Source organism: Conexibacter woesei Iso977N (assembly GCF_000424625.1).
Lineage (GTDB): Bacteria > Actinomycetota > Thermoleophilia > Solirubrobacterales > Solirubrobacteraceae > Baekduia > Baekduia woesei_A.
Window position 1 is genome coordinate 114,791 of record NZ_AUKG01000005.1, and the last position, 16,583, is coordinate 131,373.

At 71.4% G+C, this 16,583-nt stretch carries 16 protein-coding genes; 4 read left to right on the top strand and 12 right to left on the bottom strand.

The window, feature by feature from the left end; genetic code table 11:
• Positions 1–170: 170 nt before the first annotated feature.
• Entirely contained in the window at positions 171–1,322 is a 1,152-nt protein-coding gene (locus tag H030_RS35580; RefSeq protein WP_051223814.1) for an MFS transporter, read from the top strand.
• Here the strand turns inward: H030_RS35580 and H030_RS0126890 are convergent.
• The 6 genes from H030_RS0126890 to H030_RS0126915 all read right to left on the bottom strand — a co-directional run bounded on the left by H030_RS0126890 (position 1,255) and on the right by H030_RS0126915 (position 7,554).
• On the bottom strand, positions 1,255–2,292 hold the full coding sequence (locus tag H030_RS0126890) for a LacI family DNA-binding transcriptional regulator (protein WP_027008403.1): 1,038 nt from the start codon (positions 2,290–2,292) through the stop codon (positions 1,255–1,257). The genes H030_RS35580 and H030_RS0126890 overlap by 68 nt on opposite strands.
• Entirely contained in the window at positions 2,279–3,100 is an 822-nt protein-coding gene (locus H030_RS0126895; RefSeq protein ID WP_035130258.1) for an ABC transporter permease, read from the bottom strand. The genes H030_RS0126890 and H030_RS0126895 overlap by 14 nt, the downstream gene beginning before the upstream one ends.
• A complete protein-coding gene (locus H030_RS0126900; RefSeq protein ID WP_081691208.1) occupies positions 3,093–3,950 on the bottom strand; it encodes an ABC transporter permease in 858 nt (285 codons plus the stop codon). Before H030_RS0126900 ends, H030_RS0126895 begins: the two co-directional genes overlap by 8 nt.
• Positions 3,947–5,182 (bottom strand): polyamine ABC transporter substrate-binding protein, encoded by a 1,236-nt coding sequence (locus tag H030_RS0126905; protein ID WP_027008406.1) that lies wholly within the window; start codon positions 5,180–5,182, stop codon positions 3,947–3,949. The genes H030_RS0126900 and H030_RS0126905 overlap by 4 nt, the downstream gene beginning before the upstream one ends.
• A 56-nt stretch (positions 5,183–5,238) precedes the next feature.
• Complete coding sequence (locus tag H030_RS35585) at positions 5,239–6,333, bottom strand: ABC transporter ATP-binding protein (protein ID WP_155892300.1); 1,095 nt, start codon at positions 6,331–6,333, stop codon at positions 5,239–5,241.
• Positions 6,334–6,546: 213 nt separating this feature from the next.
• The gene (locus H030_RS0126915; RefSeq protein ID WP_027008407.1) at positions 6,547–7,554 is read right to left on the bottom strand and encodes a LacI family DNA-binding transcriptional regulator; all 1,008 of its coding nucleotides are present in this window, start codon (positions 7,552–7,554) and stop codon (positions 6,547–6,549) included.
• A 77-nt stretch (positions 7,555–7,631) separates the two neighbouring features.
• Between H030_RS0126915 and H030_RS0126920 the strand changes: the two genes are divergently transcribed.
• From H030_RS0126920 to mgrA, 3 genes are read left to right on the top strand one after another with little or no spacing between them, the layout of a single operon-like run.
• Complete coding sequence (locus H030_RS0126920; protein ID WP_027008408.1) at positions 7,632–9,014, top strand: NAD(P)/FAD-dependent oxidoreductase; 1,383 nt, start codon at positions 7,632–7,634, stop codon at positions 9,012–9,014.
• Positions 9,015–9,048: 34 nt separating this feature from the next.
• Positions 9,049–9,417, top strand: a complete 369-nt coding sequence (locus tag H030_RS35590) for a cupin domain-containing protein (RefSeq protein ID WP_051223815.1) — start codon at positions 9,049–9,051, stop codon at positions 9,415–9,417.
• Positions 9,414–10,430, top strand: coding sequence for an L-glyceraldehyde 3-phosphate reductase (gene mgrA, locus H030_RS0126930; RefSeq protein ID WP_196809288.1), 1,017 nt, complete (start codon positions 9,414–9,416; stop codon positions 10,428–10,430). The genes H030_RS35590 and mgrA overlap by 4 nt, the downstream gene beginning before the upstream one ends.
• Positions 10,431–10,659: 229 nt before the next feature.
• On the opposite strand, the gene groL is transcribed toward mgrA, so the two are convergent.
• From groL to H030_RS0126960, 6 genes are read right to left on the bottom strand one after another with little or no spacing between them, the layout of a single operon-like run.
• Positions 10,660–12,309, bottom strand: coding sequence for a chaperonin GroEL (groL, locus tag H030_RS0126935; RefSeq protein ID WP_027008410.1), 1,650 nt, complete (start codon positions 12,307–12,309; stop codon positions 10,660–10,662).
• 17 nt (positions 12,310–12,326) lie between these two features.
• Complete coding sequence (locus H030_RS0126940; RefSeq protein WP_027008411.1) at positions 12,327–13,361, bottom strand: NAD(P)-dependent alcohol dehydrogenase; 1,035 nt, start codon at positions 13,359–13,361, stop codon at positions 12,327–12,329.
• On the bottom strand, positions 13,358–14,071 hold the full coding sequence (locus tag H030_RS0126945) for a metal-sulfur cluster assembly factor (protein WP_027008412.1): 714 nt from the start codon (positions 14,069–14,071) through the stop codon (positions 13,358–13,360). Before H030_RS0126945 ends, H030_RS0126940 begins: the two co-directional genes overlap by 4 nt.
• Positions 14,068–15,117, bottom strand: a complete 1,050-nt coding sequence (locus H030_RS0126950; protein ID WP_027008413.1) for an amidohydrolase family protein — start codon at positions 15,115–15,117, stop codon at positions 14,068–14,070. The genes H030_RS0126945 and H030_RS0126950 overlap by 4 nt, the downstream gene beginning before the upstream one ends.
• 3 nt (positions 15,118–15,120) lie before the next feature.
• On the bottom strand, positions 15,121–15,471 hold the full coding sequence (gene mimD / locus H030_RS0126955) for a propane 2-monooxygenase effector subunit MimD (protein ID WP_027008414.1): 351 nt from the start codon (positions 15,469–15,471) through the stop codon (positions 15,121–15,123).
• The gene (locus H030_RS0126960) at positions 15,468–16,583 is read right to left on the bottom strand and encodes an aromatic/alkene monooxygenase hydroxylase subunit beta (RefSeq protein ID WP_027008415.1); all 1,116 of its coding nucleotides are present in this window, start codon (positions 16,581–16,583) and stop codon (positions 15,468–15,470) included. The genes mimD and H030_RS0126960 overlap by 4 nt, the downstream gene beginning before the upstream one ends.

The following is a 16,583-nucleotide window of genomic DNA, read 5'->3' on the forward strand; positions in this document are numbered from 1 at the left end:
GGCCGTTGACCACACAGTCACGAACGGCGATCGACGGAGCGGCGCCGCCGATCGCGCGTTTTCGTCCATCGCGCCACGCCGTCCGGCACTAGCGTGGTAGCGCTATCTCGGAGTTCTCCTACACCTCGGTCCTCGCGGCGCCCGGCGCGCGCCGCCTGCTGGTCAGCTCGGTGGCCGGCCGGCTGCCGCTCGGGATGACGCTCGCGCTGCTGCTGCTCGTCCACGACACGTCCGGGTCGTTCGGCGCCGCGGGCGCGGTCGTCGGCGCCTTCGGCCTCGCCTCCGCGGCGGGCGCGCCGCTGCTCGGCCGGCTCGTCGACCGCCACGGCCAGCCGCGCGTGCTGACGACGTGCGCCGCCGCGGAGTCCGCGCTCCTCCTGGCCCTGCTCGCCGCCTCCCACGCCCATGCGCCCGAGCTGGCGCTCGTCGCGCTCGGCGCCGCGACCGGCGCGACGGTCCCGCCGATCGCCGCCTGCGTGCGCGTCCTGTGGCCGCAGGTCGTCGCCGACCCCGCGGTCCGCGAGACCGCGTTCTCGCTCGACGCGACCGTCCAGGAGCTGGTCTGGGCCTCCGGCCCCCTGCTCGTCGGCGGCGCCGTCGCGGTCGCGTCGCCGAGCGCCGCCGTCGCCGGGATGGCCGTCGTCACGCTGCTCGGGACCGCCTGGTTCGCCGCCGCGCCAGCGGCCCGCGCGTGGGCGCCGGACCGCCACCACGACGGCCCGCGCCTGCACCCGCTCGCCGCGCCCGGCCTGCGCGTCCTGCTCGGCTCCGGGGTCGCCGCGGGCTTGGCGATGGGCACGTTCGAGGTCGGGATGCCCGGCCTCGCGCACGACCTCCACGCGCCCGGCGCGACCGGCGCGCTGCTGGCGCTCGGCGCGGTCGGCAGCCTCTGCGGCGGCCTCCTGTTCGGCCTGCGCGCGTGGCGCACGCCGGTCGAGGTCCGCCTCGCCGCGACGCTCACCGCCGCGGCCGTCCTGATGCTCCCGCTGCTGGCGGTGCAGACCACCGGCGAGGCGCTCGCTGCCGCCTGGATCTCCGGCCTCGCCTGGGCGCCGACGCTCTCCTGCACCTACGCGCTCGTCGGCCGCCTCGCCCCGCCCGGCGCGCTGACCGAGGCGTTCACCTGGAACGGCGCGGCCGTCGGCGGCGGCCTGGCGGCCGGCGTCGCGCTCGGCGGCACGCTGGTCGACGCGGGCGGCAGCGCCGCGGCGTTCTCGTTCGGGATCGCCTGCGCGCTGGCCGGAGCGCTGGTCGTCACGACCCGGCGGCGCGCGCTGGCTGGAGCGGCGGGGCGCACGAGCCCCGCACGAGCAGCCGGGTAGGCACGCGCACGACGTCGCTCGCGGGCGGCGCGCCGGCGCCGGAGCGCAGCCGCCGCAGCAGCCGCCCGATCGCCTCGCGGCCCAGCCGCTCGGTGTCCTGCAGGACCGCGCTCAGCTCCGGCGCGGCCCAGTCAAGCGAGTCGAAGCCGAGCACCGACAGGTCGCGCGGGACCTCCAGGCCCAGCGCCGCCGCGGCCCGCAGGACGCCGACGCTCACGCTCGCCTCCGAGGTCAGCGCGGCGGTCGGCGCGGCCTCGCGCAGCAGCTCGGCGGCGGCCGCAGTCACCGCCTCGACGTGGTAGTCGCCGGCGCGCAGCAGCTCGGCGTCGAAGGCCAGCCCGGCCTCGTCGAGGCCCGCGCGGTAGCCGCGGTAGCGCTCCAAGGCGGAGGACTTGTTCAGCGGCGAGGACAGGTAGGCGATCCGCGTGTGACCGAGTCCGACAAGATGCCGCGTGGCGTTCAGCGCGCCCGCGTAGTTGTCGGAGACGATCCGCGCAGCCGGGACGTCCTCGACGATGCGGTCGACGGTCACGACCGGGATCCGCGGCGCCAGCTCGCGCAGCGCCGCGTTGTCGCCCGCGGCCGGGGTCACGACCAGCCCGTCGACCATCCGCGAGGCGAACGCCCGGATCAGCTCGTCCTCGGTCTCGGCCCGCTCGTCGGAGTTCCCCACCAGCGTGAGGTACCCGTGGGCGCGCGCCGCGTCCTGGACCGCCCGCGCGAGCGCGGTGAAGAACGGCACCTGGATGTCGGAGACGACGACGCCGATCACCAGCGTCCGCCCCGTCGTCAGCGAGCGCGCGTTCAGGTTGGGGGCGAACCCGAGCCGCGCGACGACCCCCAGCACATGCTCGCGGGTGCCCGCGCTGACCGACTGCGGCGCGTTCAGCGCGCGCGAGACGGTGGCCTTGCTGACCCCCGCCTCGCGCGCGACGTCGGCGATCGTCGCGCGCCGCTCAGGCGAGGCCATCGGCCGTGTCGCCCCGGCGGTTCATGATCCACATGGCCGTCGCCACGCCCGCCGCGACCACGGCGAACATGATCGTCGAGATCGCGTTGACCGCCGGCGTGACGCCGAAGCGCACGTCGTTGAACACCGCCATCGGCCACGTCTCGCTCGTCCCGCTGGCGGTGAACACCGACAGCACGTAGTCGTCGAAGGACATGGTGAACGCCAGTAGCGCGCCCGCGACGATCGCGGGCGCCAGGCGCGGCAGCGTCACCTGGCGGAACGTCGACAGCGGCCCGGCGCCGAGGTCGAAGCTCGCCTCCTCCAGCGCGCTGCCCATGCCGGTGAAGCGCGCGCGGACGATCAGGACGACGACCGCGCTGGACCACACGACGTGCGCCAGCAGGATCGTCTTCCAGCCCAGCGCCGGGAACAGCCCCACGTTGTCGTGCGCCTGCACGAAGAACACGCGCGAGGCGACGGCGATCACGATCTCCGGGACGACGAGCGTCAGGAAGACGAGCGCGCTGAACGGGACCTTCCACTTCGAGCGCGACCGGCCGAGCGCCAGCGCGGCGGCGGTCCCGAGCAGCGTCGCGAACAGCGCGTTGAGCGCGGCGATCTTCAGCGACAGCTCGAGCGCCGCCACGTAGCGGTCGGACCTGAACGCCGCGCTGAACCAGTGCAGCGAGAAGCCCTTCCAGGTCGAGACGTCGCGGCTCGAGTTGAAGGCGTACACGATGACAACGGCGATCGGCAGGTACAGGAACAGCAGGACGAGGACGCCCCAGCCGCTCAGCAGCCGCCTGCGGGTCTGCGCGCTATGCACCGAACTGCTCCTCGCGCATCGCGGAGATCAGGTACAGGATCACGAACAGCGACAACAACACCATCAGCCCGAGCGAGACCGCCGAGCCGAACGGCCAGTTGTCGGCCCCGATGAACTGGCCCTGGATGACGTTGCCGACGAACAGGAAGCGCCCGCCGCCCAGCATCTCCGGGATCACGTACTCGCCCGCCATCGGGATGAACACCAACAACGTCCCGGACAGCAGGCCCGGCCGCGTCAGCGGCAACGTGATGTCCTTGAACGCCTGCCACGGCGTGGCGCCGAGGTCCAGCGCGCCGTCGACCAACGACCAGTCCATGCGCTCCAGCGCCGCGTAGGCGGGCAGGACGAACAGCGGCAGGTAGCCGTAGACGAGGCCGATCAGGACGGCCTTCCACGTGTAGAGGATGTTGAGGTGCAGCGCGCCCGCGAACGAGCCGTCGCCGTCCAGGATCAGCTTCCAGGCGAACGTCCGGATCAGGAACGACGTCCAGAACGGGATGATCACCAACAACAGGACCAACCCCTTGCGCTTGGGGCTGACGTGGCGCGCCATCCAGTACGCGAGCGGGAAGCCGACGGCGACGGTCGCCAGCGTGCCGCCGGCGGCCATCAGGAACGTCTGCCTGAACACGTTCACGTACAGGCTGTCGAAGACCTGGCTGATCGCGTCGGTGTAGAACCCGTAGATGATCTGGCTGCCGGCGAACGAGTCGCCCTGCTTGGCCAGCGCGAACGCCACCAGGATCGCCAGCGGGGCGACGAACAGCAGCAGGTAGTAGCCGAGCAGCGGTGCGGCGAGCCAGCTCGGGTAGCGCGGCGCGAACGACCGCGCGCGGCCCCGCCTCATCGCGTCGCCCGAAACTTCTCGTAGGCCTGCTGGCGCAGGTTGAGGACCTTGGGCGTCGGCGAGATGATGAACTTGTACTTGTCGATCTTGTCGGCCTCGAGGTTCACGATCGGGTTGCTCGCGAACTCCTTGGCGCCGGACAGCGCCCACGTCTTGGCGTTGGCCGTGCCGTACTTGGAGTACTTCATCTCCTGCAGGCCGACCTGGGGGTCGAGCAGGTAGTTGATCCACGCGTGCGCGGCGACCGGGTGCGGCGCCTTGGCCGGGATCGCCCAGTTGTCGGCGAAGCGCTCGCACGGCCCCTCGGGGGCGACGACCGTGACGTCCCTGCGCTCCTGCGCGATCTGGAGCATGTCGCCCGACCAGCCCTGGCCGTAGACGATCTTGCCGCTGATCGTGTCCGGCCGGTAGGTGGAGGCGTCGAGGGTCTTGATCGCCGCGGCCAGCGGGGTCAGGAACTTGACGGCCTTGTCGTAGTCGGCCTGGTTCTCCGAGTCGGGGTCGATCCCCATCGCGATCATCGTGTCGCCGATGATCGTCGTGGTGCCCTCGAGCATGTTCGTGCGGCCCTTCCTGGCGGCGGCGGGCAACCCCTCCAGGAACTCCATGAACGTCGTGGGCCTGGCGTCGATCAGGTCGTTCCGGTAGTAGAACCCGACGTAGCCCCAGTTCTTGACGACCGTGTACCGGTTGCCCTTGTCGTAGGCCAGGTCCCGCCACTGCGGCTGGAGGTTGGCCATGTTCGGGATCAGCGAGTGGTCCAGCTCGTAGAGGTAGCCGCCCTCGCCGAGCGGGGCGATCGAGTTCTGGCCCGGGACGATGATGTCGTAGTCGCCGCCGCCCGCCTTGATCTTGGCCTCCATCTCGTCGGAGGACGAGTAGTAGGTCTCCTTGACCGTGGTGGCCGGGTGCGCCTTGTGGAAGCCCGAGCGCGTCCTGGGATCGAGGTACTCGGAGAAGTTGTAGATGAGGAGGTTGGACTCCAGCGGCTTGCCGGCCAGCTTCGAGGCCGAGCCGGCGGCGGTCGAGGTGGCGCCGCCGCTGCTGTTGCCGGTCGTGCCGCCGCAGCCGGCGATCAGGAGCGCGAGGCCGCCGAGGCCGAGCGCGTGGCGGCGGCTGACCCTGAGGCCCTGGTCGGCGCCGGCCTGCTGGGCGAGCGCGGCGATGCGGTCGAGCTTGGGCTTGAGGGCTGCGGGCGCGAGCAGGCGCAGCTCGTCGTTGGGCTTGTCCATCAGGTTCTCCTCCTCGGGGATCGGTGGGGGTGCTGCGGGGTGCTGCCGGCGTGGGGCTAGGCGGCGAGGACGATCGGGGCGGTGTCGGCCCAGCTGAGCGCGACGCGGTCGCCGGCGCCGAGGGCGTCGACGGCGTCATCGGCGCCGGTGCGCGGGACGACGGCGGTCAGCTCGGTGCCGTCGCCCAGCGCGGCGACGACCTGGATCGAGCTGCCCATCTGCAGGCGGGTGACGACGGTCGCGGCAAGGGCATTGGGTTGGCCGGCCGCGGCCGTGCCGTTGACGGCGCTGACGAGGATCTTCTCGGGCCGGATGCCGACGGTGACGGCGCCGCTGGGCGGCGTGTTGCCGTTGACCCGGGCCGACACGGTGCCGTCGGCGACGGCGATCGTCGCGACGCCGGCGGTGGTCTCGCGCAGCGCGCCGCTGAGCACGTTCATCTCGCCGATGAAGCCGGCGACGAAGGCGGAGGCCGGGCGGTCGTAGATCGCCTCGGGCGTGTCGAGCTGCTCGATCCGGCCCTCGGACATGACCGCGATGCGGTCGCTCATCGACATCGCCTCGCCCTGGTCGTGCGTGACGTAGACGAACGTGATGCCGACCTCGGACTGGATCCGCTTCAGCTCGACCTGCATGTCCTTGCGGAGCTTGAGGTCCAGCGCGCCGAGCGGCTCGTCGAGGAGCAGGACCTTCGGCTGCATGACCAGCGCGCGGGCCAGGGCGACGCGCTGCTGCTGGCCGCCGGACAGCTCGCGCGGGCGGCGCTGGGCGCGGCCGGTCATCTGGACCAGCTCCAGGGCCTCGTTGGCCTTCGCGCGGCGCTCCTGCTTGCCGAGGCCGCGCTGCTTGAGGCCGTAAGCCACGTTGTCGAGCACCGACATGTGCGGGAACAACGCGTAGTGCTGGAACACGGTGTTGACGTCGCGCTTGTAGGGCGGCGTGCCGACGGCGTCGGTCCCGCCGATCAGGATCGAGCCGGCCGTCGGCTGCTCGAAGCCGGCGATCATCCGCAGCGACGTCGTCTTGCCGCAGCCGGAGCTGCCGAGGAGCGACAGGAACTCCCCCTTGCGGATCTCCAGGTCCAGGTCGTCGACCGCGACGACCTCCCCGAAGCGCTTGGTCACGCCACGGAACTGCACGTCCAACTCCACTGCGGGCACACCTCCTCGCGACCCGGCGCGTGGGGCGCCGGGCCTGCTTTCACAAGCCTCCGAAACCGGTTGCTGCAACCGGTTTCGCGGCACCGTAACACATCCTGATAGCGCTGTCAGCAGTTCTCAGATAGCGCTACCAGTTCGGTCCAAGTCGTCTGGCCCCCACAGAGCAGGGGTAAGACGACTTGGACCTCGCGGGGCGCGCTGCGGCTATGCGCCGGAGGACGCCCGGACGACCAGGTCGGTCGCCAGGCGGATCTTCCGGACCGGCGCGTCCGGCTCGGCGAGGCGGCGCAGCAGCAGCCTGCCGGCTTCGCGGCCCAGCTCCATCACGGGCTGGACCACGGCGGTCACCGGCGGGTCGACGAGCGTGAGCCAGTCGACGTCGTCGAAGGCCGCGACCGCGAGGTCCTGCGGGACGCGCAGCCTCAGCTCGCGCGCGGCGAGCCAGAGGCCGTGGGTCATGAAGTTGTCGGTGGTGAACACCGCGGTCGGGCGCGTGCGCCTGCCGGCGCTGAGCATCGACAGCGCGGCGGTGTGCGCGCCCGCGGCCGTGAACTCCGGGTTCAGCGCGACCCAGCGCTCGTCGGCCTCGATGCCCGCGGCCTTCAGCGCGGCGCGGTAGCCCCTGATGCGCTGCGCGGTCGACGACGAGCCGGCGCCGGACGTCACGATCCCCACGCGGCGATGACCCTGCGCGATCAGGTGCTCGACCGCGCGCGTCGCGCCGGCGGCGTTCTCGACGGTCACGCTGTCCACCGTCATCCCCTGCACGGTCCGGTCCAGCAGCACCAGCGGCTTGCCCGGGTCCCTCGTGCGGGTCGCCCCGCTGCTGGCCGCGGGCGCGACGAGCAGCCCGTCGACCTGCGTGCGCAGCGCCTCGATCGCCCGCGCCTCGCGCGCCGGGTCCTCGTCGGAGTTCGCGAGCAGCAGGGTGTAGCCCGCGGGCTCCAGCGCGTCCGCGACGCCGCGGGAGACCGTCGCGAAGAACGGGTTCTCGACGTCGCCGACGACCAGCCCGACCGCCCTGGTCGACCCGGACGCCAGCGCGCGGGCGACGTCGTTGCGCCGGTAGCCCAGCTCCGCCGCGGCGGCGTCCACCGCCGCCCTGGCCTTCGCGCTGACGTGGCCGTAGCCGCCGAGCGCGCGCGCAGCGGTGGCGAAGGAGACGCCGGCCCTCTCGGCGACGTCGGCAACGGTCGGGTTCGACGCGGACATGCTGCGGGCGACCCTATCGGGCAGGATCGTCCGACCAAAACTGGTAGCGCTATCACTTTGTTGCTACGGTCCCGCTCATGACCCGCTCCTACAGCGCCCTGAGCCTCTGGCTCGAGCAGGCCGGCGACCTCACGCCGCGCGCACCGCTGCCCGGCCCGATCGACGTGGACGTCGCGATCGTCGGCGCCGGCTTCACCGGCCTGTGGAGCGCCTACTACCTCAAGCAGGCCGACCCCGCGCTGCGGATCGCCGTGCTGGAGAAGGACATCGCGTCCTACGGCGCGTCAGGGCGCAACGGCGGCTGGTGCTACGGCCACCTCAACGGCTCGCTCGACGCCTATGCGAAGGGCTCCTCACGGGAGCTGGCCGTCGCGATGAAGCGCGAGAACTACCGGACGGTCGACGTGATCGGCGACGTGCTCGCCGCCGAGGGCGTCGACGCCGGGTTCGCCAAGGGCGGCGCGCTGATCGTCGCGCGGACCTACGAGCAGGAGCAGGCGCTGCGCGCCGGCCTGGCGCACGAGCGCGCGGACGGCTTCGGCGAGGACGTCGCGGTCTGGCGCGATGCCGCCGAGCTGGCCGAGCGCGTGGCGGTCGCGGGCGCGTTGGGCGCCAAGCACGAGCTGCAGTGCGCGCGTGTGCAGCCCGCGCGGCTCGCGCGCGGGCTGGCCGACGTGGTCGAGCGCATGGGCGTCGCGATCTACGAGCAGACCGAGGTCACGCGGATCGAGCAGGGCCGCGTCCGGACGCAGCACGGCGACGTCCGGTGCGACGTCGTGGTCCGCGGCACCGAGGCCTACACGGTGCACATCCGCGGCGAGGGCCGCCGGATCCAGCCGATCACGTCGCAGGTCGTGGCGACCGAGCCGCTGCCTGCTTCGGTCTGGGAGCAGATCGGCTTCGGCGAGCGCGAGGTGCTGGCCGACATGGTGCACTTGGGCATGTACTGCCAGCGCACGACCGACGACCGCCTCGCGATGGGCGGCCGCGGCGGGTTCCAGCCGCGCCACGGCGGGCTCGTCGAGGAGGAGATCCTCGATCCCCGCGTCTTCGAGGCGCTGCGCGCCGCGGTCCGGGAGCTGTTCCCGGCCGTCGGCGACGCGACCTTCACCCACGCGTGGGGCGGCGTCTGGGGCGCGGCGCGCGACTGGGCGCCGGCGGTCGGCTACGAGCCCGAGCGCGGCGTCGCGTGGGCCGGCGGGTACGGCGACGGCGTCTGCGCGTCGAACTTCGCGGCGCGGACGATGACCGACCTGGTGCTCAAGCGCGACACCGAGTTGGTGCACTACCCGTGGATCAACCACCGCGCGCCGAGCTGGCCGCCGGACCCGCTGCCGCGGGTGGGCGCGCGGGCCATGTCGATGGCCTACGGCCGCGCCGACGTCGTCGCGCGCCGGACCGGGCGCTCGCCGCGCTGGGTCAAGGCGGTCGACCGGCTGTCGCGCCTCGGCGACAAGTAGCAAGAAGTACCTCAACTCGATACCCAAGGACACCATGTCGCTCCCGAACACCCCGGCGCTCGTCGCCAACCCCGACCTGCTCACGCTCGCGCTGGAGACCCCGCACGCGCTGGACGACGTCCGCGAGGGCTCGCCCGTCGCCGCGTACTCCGAGCTGTACGCCGACGACGTCGTGGAGCTCGGCGTCTGGAGCGTCACGCCCGGCGAGTTCGCCGGCGACAAGCTCGGTGCGTCCGAGGTCATGTACGTGCTGGCGGGCGACGCGACGATCACCAGCGACGACGGCACGACGCTGGAGCTGCGGCCCGGCGTGTCGTTCGTGACGCCCGACGGCTGGAAGGGCCGCTGGCGCGTGCGCGAGAGCGTCCGGAAGTTGTACGTGATCTGGAAGCACGCGTCGTGAGCGCGGAGCGCTATGAGTCGATGCCCTACCGTCGCGCCGGGCGGTCCGGCCTGCGGCTGCCGGCGATCTCACTCGGGCTCTGGCACAACTTCGGCGACGACCGGGCCTTCGAGACCCAGCGCGCGATCGTCCGCCGCGCCTTCGACCGCGGCGTGACCCACTTCGACCTGGCCAACAACTACGGCCCTCCCCCGGGCTCGGCGGAGTCCAACTTCGGCCGTCTGCTGGCGACCGACCTGCGCGGTCACCGCGACGAGCTGGTCGTGAGCACCAAGGCCGGCTGGGACATGTGGCCCGGCCCCTACGGCGACGGCGGCTCCCGCAAGTACTTGTTGTCGTCGTTGGATCAGTCGCTGTCCCGGATGGGCCTCGACCACGTCGACATCTTCTACTCCCACCGCTTCGACCCCGAGACCCCGCTCGAGGAGACCTGCTCAGCCCTCGACGCCGCGGTCCGCTCCGGCAAGGCCCTCTACGTCGGCATCTCCTCCTACTCACCGAAGCGCACCCGCGAAGCCGCCGCGATCCTCCAGGCCCTCGGCACACCGCTGCTGATCCACCAACCCAACTACTCCATGTTGAACCGCCGCATCGAGCGTGACAGCCTCCTGGACGTGTTGGAAGAGGAAGGCTCGGGCTGCATCGCCTTCTCTCCCCTGGCGCAAGGCCTGCTGACCGACAAGTACCTCTCCGGCGTACCCGAGGGATCTCGCGCAGCGGCGCGTACCTCGCTGGCCGAGTCCTGGCTGTCCGAGACGAACCTCCAGCGGATCCGCGCCCTCAACACGATCGCCACCGACCGCGGTCAATCCCTGGCGCAGATGGCCATCGCCTGGACCCTCCGCGACCCCCGCGTGACCTCCTCGCTAATCGGCGCCTCGTCCGTCTCCCAACTCGACAACTCGCTGGACGCACTGGCGAACCCATCCTTCACCGCCAACGAGCTCTCCGCCATCAACACCCACGCCCAAGACGCCGGCATCGACCTCTGGGAAGCCGCCTCAACGGCCTGATCCCGCGAACCGGCGTCCCTCCGGAAGCTCACCGACCAGAGGGGCAACGCCGGCGGAGACCGGCGACCGCCGAAAGCTCGGACTCGACGACACATCGGTACACCAAGCGCCAACAGCACGCGGACTGTGGCCGCGGACGCAACGATCACACCACCGCCACACCCCGATACCGCGTGTACCGAGAATCGACTGGGCGCGGTCCCGCCGGGGGCGGGACCGCGGAGTCGGATCAGACCGGCGAAGACGGGCGGGACATGCCTTCGGCTAGGTCGCCGATCTCGTGCGACATGATGGCTCCGGGTTGGCCGATGAGCTCCTCGGCGACCAGGGCCTCGGTGGTCAGCAGAAGCGCCGCAACCGACGCCGCGTGCTGGAGGCTGAGGCGGGTCACGCGGACCGGGTCGATCACGCCGTCGGCGATCAGGTCGCCGTAGTCGCCGGTCAGGGCGTTCAGCCCGTGCCCGGCGGGCATGTCGCGGACGTGGGCGACGACCTCGTCGCCGTCGTAGCCGGCGTTGGAGGCGATCCAGAACAGCGGGTCGCCCAGCACGCTCCGGACGACGTCGACGCCCGCGGCGCGATCGCCGTCGAGCACGAGCCCGTCCAACGCACCTGCGGCCCGCAGCAGCGCGGTCCCGCCGCCCGGCACGATCCCCTCGGCCAGCGCGGCGCGGCTCGCGGCCAGCGAGCCCTCGGTCCGGCGCAACCGCTCCTTGCCCTCGACGTCCGTCGCGCCACCGACCCGGATCACCGCCAGCCGCGACGACAGCCGCGCGCGCCGCTCGCGCAGCGCGTCCTGGTCGGCCTCATGCGTCGCACGGCCCAGCTCGACGTTGATCTCGTTCAGGCGCGCGGCGACCGACTCGGCCGAGCCCGCACCCTCGATGAACGTCGTCGCGTCCTCGGTGACGATCACGCGCCGCGCGCGCCCCAGCCACTCCAGCTCGACCTGCTCCAGCGACAGCCCGGTCTCGGGCGTGATGACCTGCCCGCCGACGAACGCCGCCAAGTCCTCCAGGTACGCGACGCGGCGGTGGCCGAAGCCCGGCGCCCGGACCGCCGTCGCCTCCATCGTCCCGTGGCGGTTGTTCTGCACCAACATGCCCAGCGCCGCGCCGTCGACCTTCTCGGCCAGGATGACCAGCGGCTCCGGCCGGCGCATGACCTGCCCGATCGCGCCCATCAGCTCCTGGACCGTCGAGATCGGCTGCGTCGTCATCAAGATGTAGGGGTTCTCCAGCACCGTCTCCATCCGCTGGCGGTCGCGGATCAGGTACGGCGAGACGTGCCCGTTCTCAACATGTAGTCCTTCGACGAAGTCCACCGAGATCCCCGGCAGCTCGCTCTCCTCGATGCTGACGACCCCGTCCTCGCCGACGCGCGACAGCGCCTCGCCGACCGCGCGGCCGATCCGCTCGTCCTCCTTGGCGGCGATCGTCGCGACGTGCGCCAGGTGACCCTCGTCGCCGACGGCGATCGCGCTGCGCAGCAGCTCGGCGACGACCACGTCGACCGCCTCCTCGATCCCACGGCGCAACAACATGGGGTTGGTCCCGGAAGCCAGCACCCGCATGCCCTCCCGGACCAGCGACTGCGCGAGCAGCGTCGCGGTCGTCGTCCCGTCGCCGGTCAGCTCCGACGTCTTGTCGGCCACCTCCCGGACCAGCTGCGCGCCCATGTTGGCGAACTGGTCGGCCAGCTCGATCTCACGCGCGATCGACACGCCGTCGTTGGTGATCGTCGGCGCGCCGGTCAGGCGCTCCAGCACCACGTTGCGGCCCTTCGGCCCCAGCGTGACCTTGACCGTGTCGGCGAGCTGGTCGACCCCGACCTGCAGGCGCCGCCGCGCGTCGTCGTTGAAGTGGATGATCTTGCCCATGGCGTTCTCTCTCCGGTTCAGGCGGCGTCGGCGACGAGGATCCCGCGGCCCTGGAGCCGCCCCTGGTCGAGGTCGGCCATTGCGTCGTTGACGGCTTCCAGCGGATAGACGCTGGTGTGCAGCGTGACCTTGCCCTGCGCGGTCAAGGTCATCAACTCGGCAAGGTCGTTGTAGGACCCGACCAGGTTGCCGATGAAGTTGATCTCGCGCGAGATGATGTCGATGGTCGGCACGTTGATGTTCTCGCCGTAGCCGATGACGTAGTAGGACCCCGCCTCGCGGAGCATCGCCACGCCGTCCTCGATCGCGCCCCTCTCGCCGACGAAGTCGATGATCGCCTCGGCGCCGACCCCGTCGGTCATCTCCATGATCGTGTCGACCTGCCTCCCGTCCAAAGCGACGGTCGTGTCGGCCCCGATCTCCCCTGCCAGCGCGCGCGCCTCCTCGGACGGGTCGATCACGATGATCTCGGCCGGCGTCATCGCCTTCAGGCACTGGATGCCGATGTGCCCGAGCCCGCCCGCGCCGATCACGACGGCGCGCGAGCCCGGGTACAGGTTCGCCACCGCCTTCTTGACCGCGTGGTAGGCGGTCAGCCCCGCGTCGGCCAGCGCCGCGATGTCCTTCGGGTGCAGGATGGGGTCCAACTTGACGACCGACCGCGCGCTCGTCTTCAGCAGCGCGGCGAACCCGCCGTCGACCGAGATCCCCGGGAACAGGTTGTTGACGCAGTGCACGTCGTCGCCCGCGCGGCAGGCGCGGCACAGCCCGCAGGTGACGAGCGGGTGGACGATCACCGTGTCCCCCACCTCGACGTTCGAGACCGCGGAGCCGATCTCCGCGACCCACCCCGCGTTCTCGTGCCCCAGCACGTAGGGCAGCTCGACGCCGGACTTCTCGGCCCACTGCCCTTCTTGTACATGAAGGTCGGTGCGGCACAGCCCGGCGCCGCCGACGCGCACGATCACGTCGTGAGGCCCGGTGATCTCCGGCTCCGGGATCTGCTCGACGGCGAGCGCCTCGTGGTACTTGTGCAGGCGTGCGGCGATCATGCTGCGTGGACCTCCTGGGTCGGGTCGGGAACGCCGTGGCGCGCCTGCAGCAGCCCGCGGCAGATGCCGCCGTTGCTCTCCAGGCTGAGGCTGACCAGCCGCGCGCGCCGCAGCCACGTCGGGATGTCGCCGGCGTCCAGGCGCGCGCCGTCGCCGGCGATCAGCGCGGGCGCCTCGGCACCCGACGGCAACCCCAGCGCCCGGCGCAGCGCGAGGCAGCGCGCCGCTTCCGGGTCACGCGCGACGTCCAGGTCGGCGACCGCGAGGTCGGCGACCTCGGCCGCCGACAGCCCGTCGGCGAGCAGGGCGGTGCACAACCGCCCCTGCCGCGCGAGCAGCGCCTTGCGCTGGAACAGCTCCCGGAGCGCCTCGAGGTCGGGCCCCGCGGTCTCGCCCGGGAAGGCGTCCGAGAACGCGCCGCCGCCGTCCACGGCGGCGTTGATCTCGGCGCCCGTGTAGTGGTCGTCGAGGACCACGTGCACGTCACGCGCGCCCGGGACGGAGCGGATCGCCTTCCAGGCGTCCGACACCATCAGGAACGCGAAGTTCGGCGCGCACTGAGGGGTGGGCAGGCGCAGCTGCACGTCGACGTCGCCGCCGGCGGAGACCGCCAGCGACGCGACGAACCCGAGGGAGGTGATCGGCTCGTCGAGCTCGGGATCGATGACCGTCCCGAGCGCCTCCAGCACCTGCGCCTGCCCCGGGGTCATGCGCTCTCCACCAGCTGCGCGTCGGCCTTCTCGGCCGGCGCGCTCGCCGGGTCGGCCAGCCGGAACTCGGCGGGCACGTCGATCCCGTACAACTTGGCCGCGTTCAGACCCAGGACCTTCTTCTTGGCCTCGGTCGTCCAGCGCGGGTAGTCGGAGAACGTGTCGTCCGGGTAGTCCCAGGCGACGAGGCCTTCGACCTGCCACCTCGGCTCCCAGATGCCGTAGTCGGAGCCGAACAGCATCTTGTCCTCGCCGACCCAGAACAGCAGCTCGCCCATCACCTTGGCGAAGAACCGCGGGCGGGCGTGCATCAGGCCCCCGACGACGACCGACAGGCCGGCGTAGACGTTGGGCTCCTGCGTCGCCATGAAGCAGAAGTCCTCGATCCGCGGCAGCCCCACGTGCTCGACGATGAAGTTGAGCTCCGGGAAGCTCGTCGCCGCGTGGTCGATGTCGGAGACGTCGAAGCCGTCCTTGTCCAGCGGCCAGATCGTCGGGCCCTTGTGGACGTGGATGTTCTTGATCCCCAGCTCCATGCAGAGCTCCAGGAACGGCACGGCCTCGGGGTCCTTCAGCGACCATCCGCGCGACGATCCCAACCACTCGGCGGTGTAGAGCTTGACGCCCTGCAGCCTGTACTTCGCGTGGTCCTCGCGCAGCTGACGCAGGCCCGGCTCGCCCTCGCGGGCGTCGAAGCGCCCGTTGACGCGGACCCTGTCGCCGAAGCGCTCCAGCAGCGCCGCGTTCTGCTCGATCGCGTTGAAGCCGGTCTTGTACCACTGCTTGAGGTACGTCGACTGGAAGATCGCCATGTCGACGTGGCCGTCGGTGAAGACGTCCTTCTCGTAGTCGTCGACCGAGTACTTCATGAAGTGCTCGATCGACCAGTGCGTCTCCGGCGGCCCCAGCGACTGGTAGGCGTGGAAGCACTCGATCCAGCCCTTGGCGTACTGCTCCTCGCCCTCCACCCAGTTCTCGGGACTGGCGTCCCAGAAGTGGCTGTGGCTGTCCAGGATGAAGTACCTCTCACCGTTGGCCTCGTACACGGCTCACGCTCCTTCGACGGGCACGAGGTCGAAGCCGATGTACTCGGCCGCGTCCTCGGGGTTGGCGAACATCAGGACGCGGTCGTCGAGGACGACCATGCGCCCGTAGTGCGTGGACATGATCTCCTCGAAGTCGTCCTGGCCGAAGTCGGCCCAGCCGAGCGCGTCGGCGATCTCGGCGAAGTCGAAGTCGATCTTGTTGATCCCGTCCACGCGGATCATCGACGGCAGCTCGCGGATCCTGACGTCCTTCTTGTCGGCCATCACCTGGGCGACGACGTAGCCCACCTGGTTGTTCATCAACGTGACGCCGGCCTGGTTGGACGACGTGCGGTCGGACTTGAACTCGGTCATGCGCGGATCTCCTTCGGGATCTCGAGGGTCAGGTCTTCCAGCAGGTCCGCCATGCGGGACTTCGAGCGCGCCAGCGAGTCCTCGAAGCGCACGTGCTTCTCGGAGACCTGCGACCAGATCGGCTGCAGCTCGTGGGCGGCCCTCAGGCTCACCGGGATCCACTCCTCCAGCCACTGGTCCATCAGCCTGCGGTTGGCCGGGCCGTGCTTGACGTCGTCGGCCAGCATCCGGAACAGGGCGCGCGCGCCGCGCTGCTCGCGGGCCGTGTCGGCCTCGCCGCAGCCCATCACGACCGGCGTGACGAAGTCGCCCTGCAGCGCCGCGGCCTGCATCACGAAGCCGGACCGGAACAGCTCGCCGACGAGCGGCTCGAAGACCACCGCGGTCGCGAAGAAGGCCTGCGCCCAGTCGCGGATGCCGGTGAGCTTCTCGACGTTCTCGCGCGTGCCCTGCCAGATCGGGTCGCTCTGCCAGGCGGCCTTGTGCGCGCTGCCGTCGAAGCCCTCGAGCTCCTCGGAGACCTCCAGGTTGTACAGGATGATGTCCTGCGCGAACCGCAGCTTGTGCACCGCGCCGACGGCCAGCGCGTTGTTGATCATGTTGGTCGGCGCGTCGCGCTGGGCCGGCGTGTAGACGTGCATGCCCAGGCCCTGCTCGACGTGCGCCCAGGCCGAGACGTGCTCGGCGACGACCCTGATCCACGAGCGGCTCCAGGCGTCGTAAGCGCCGGCGGCCTTCGCGTTGGCCAGCGTCTGGCCGATCTGGCGCACCGTGTTGGAGGCGTTGCGGTAGATCGACTGCTCCCACTCCTCGTTGGGGTCGAGGAACGCGTGCCAGTTGGAGGACTTGAGCGCCGTCCACTCCTGCGGGTAGCCGGAGCTGCCGTCGGCGAACGCGTAGACCCAGCCCTGGGTCAGGTGGCGCTCGGGATCGGGCTGGACGTCGACGGTGACGTCCTCGTAGACGCTCGCCCGGCGCTTGCGCGGCTCGAAGTAGTTGTAGGCTCTGCTCCGCGACGACGGGAACTCCTTGGCCCCGGCCTCCGCGTCGGTGAACACCGGCTTGGGGACGCTGCGCTCCTGCGTCACCGTCTCCGTCGTGTCCTGGGACAT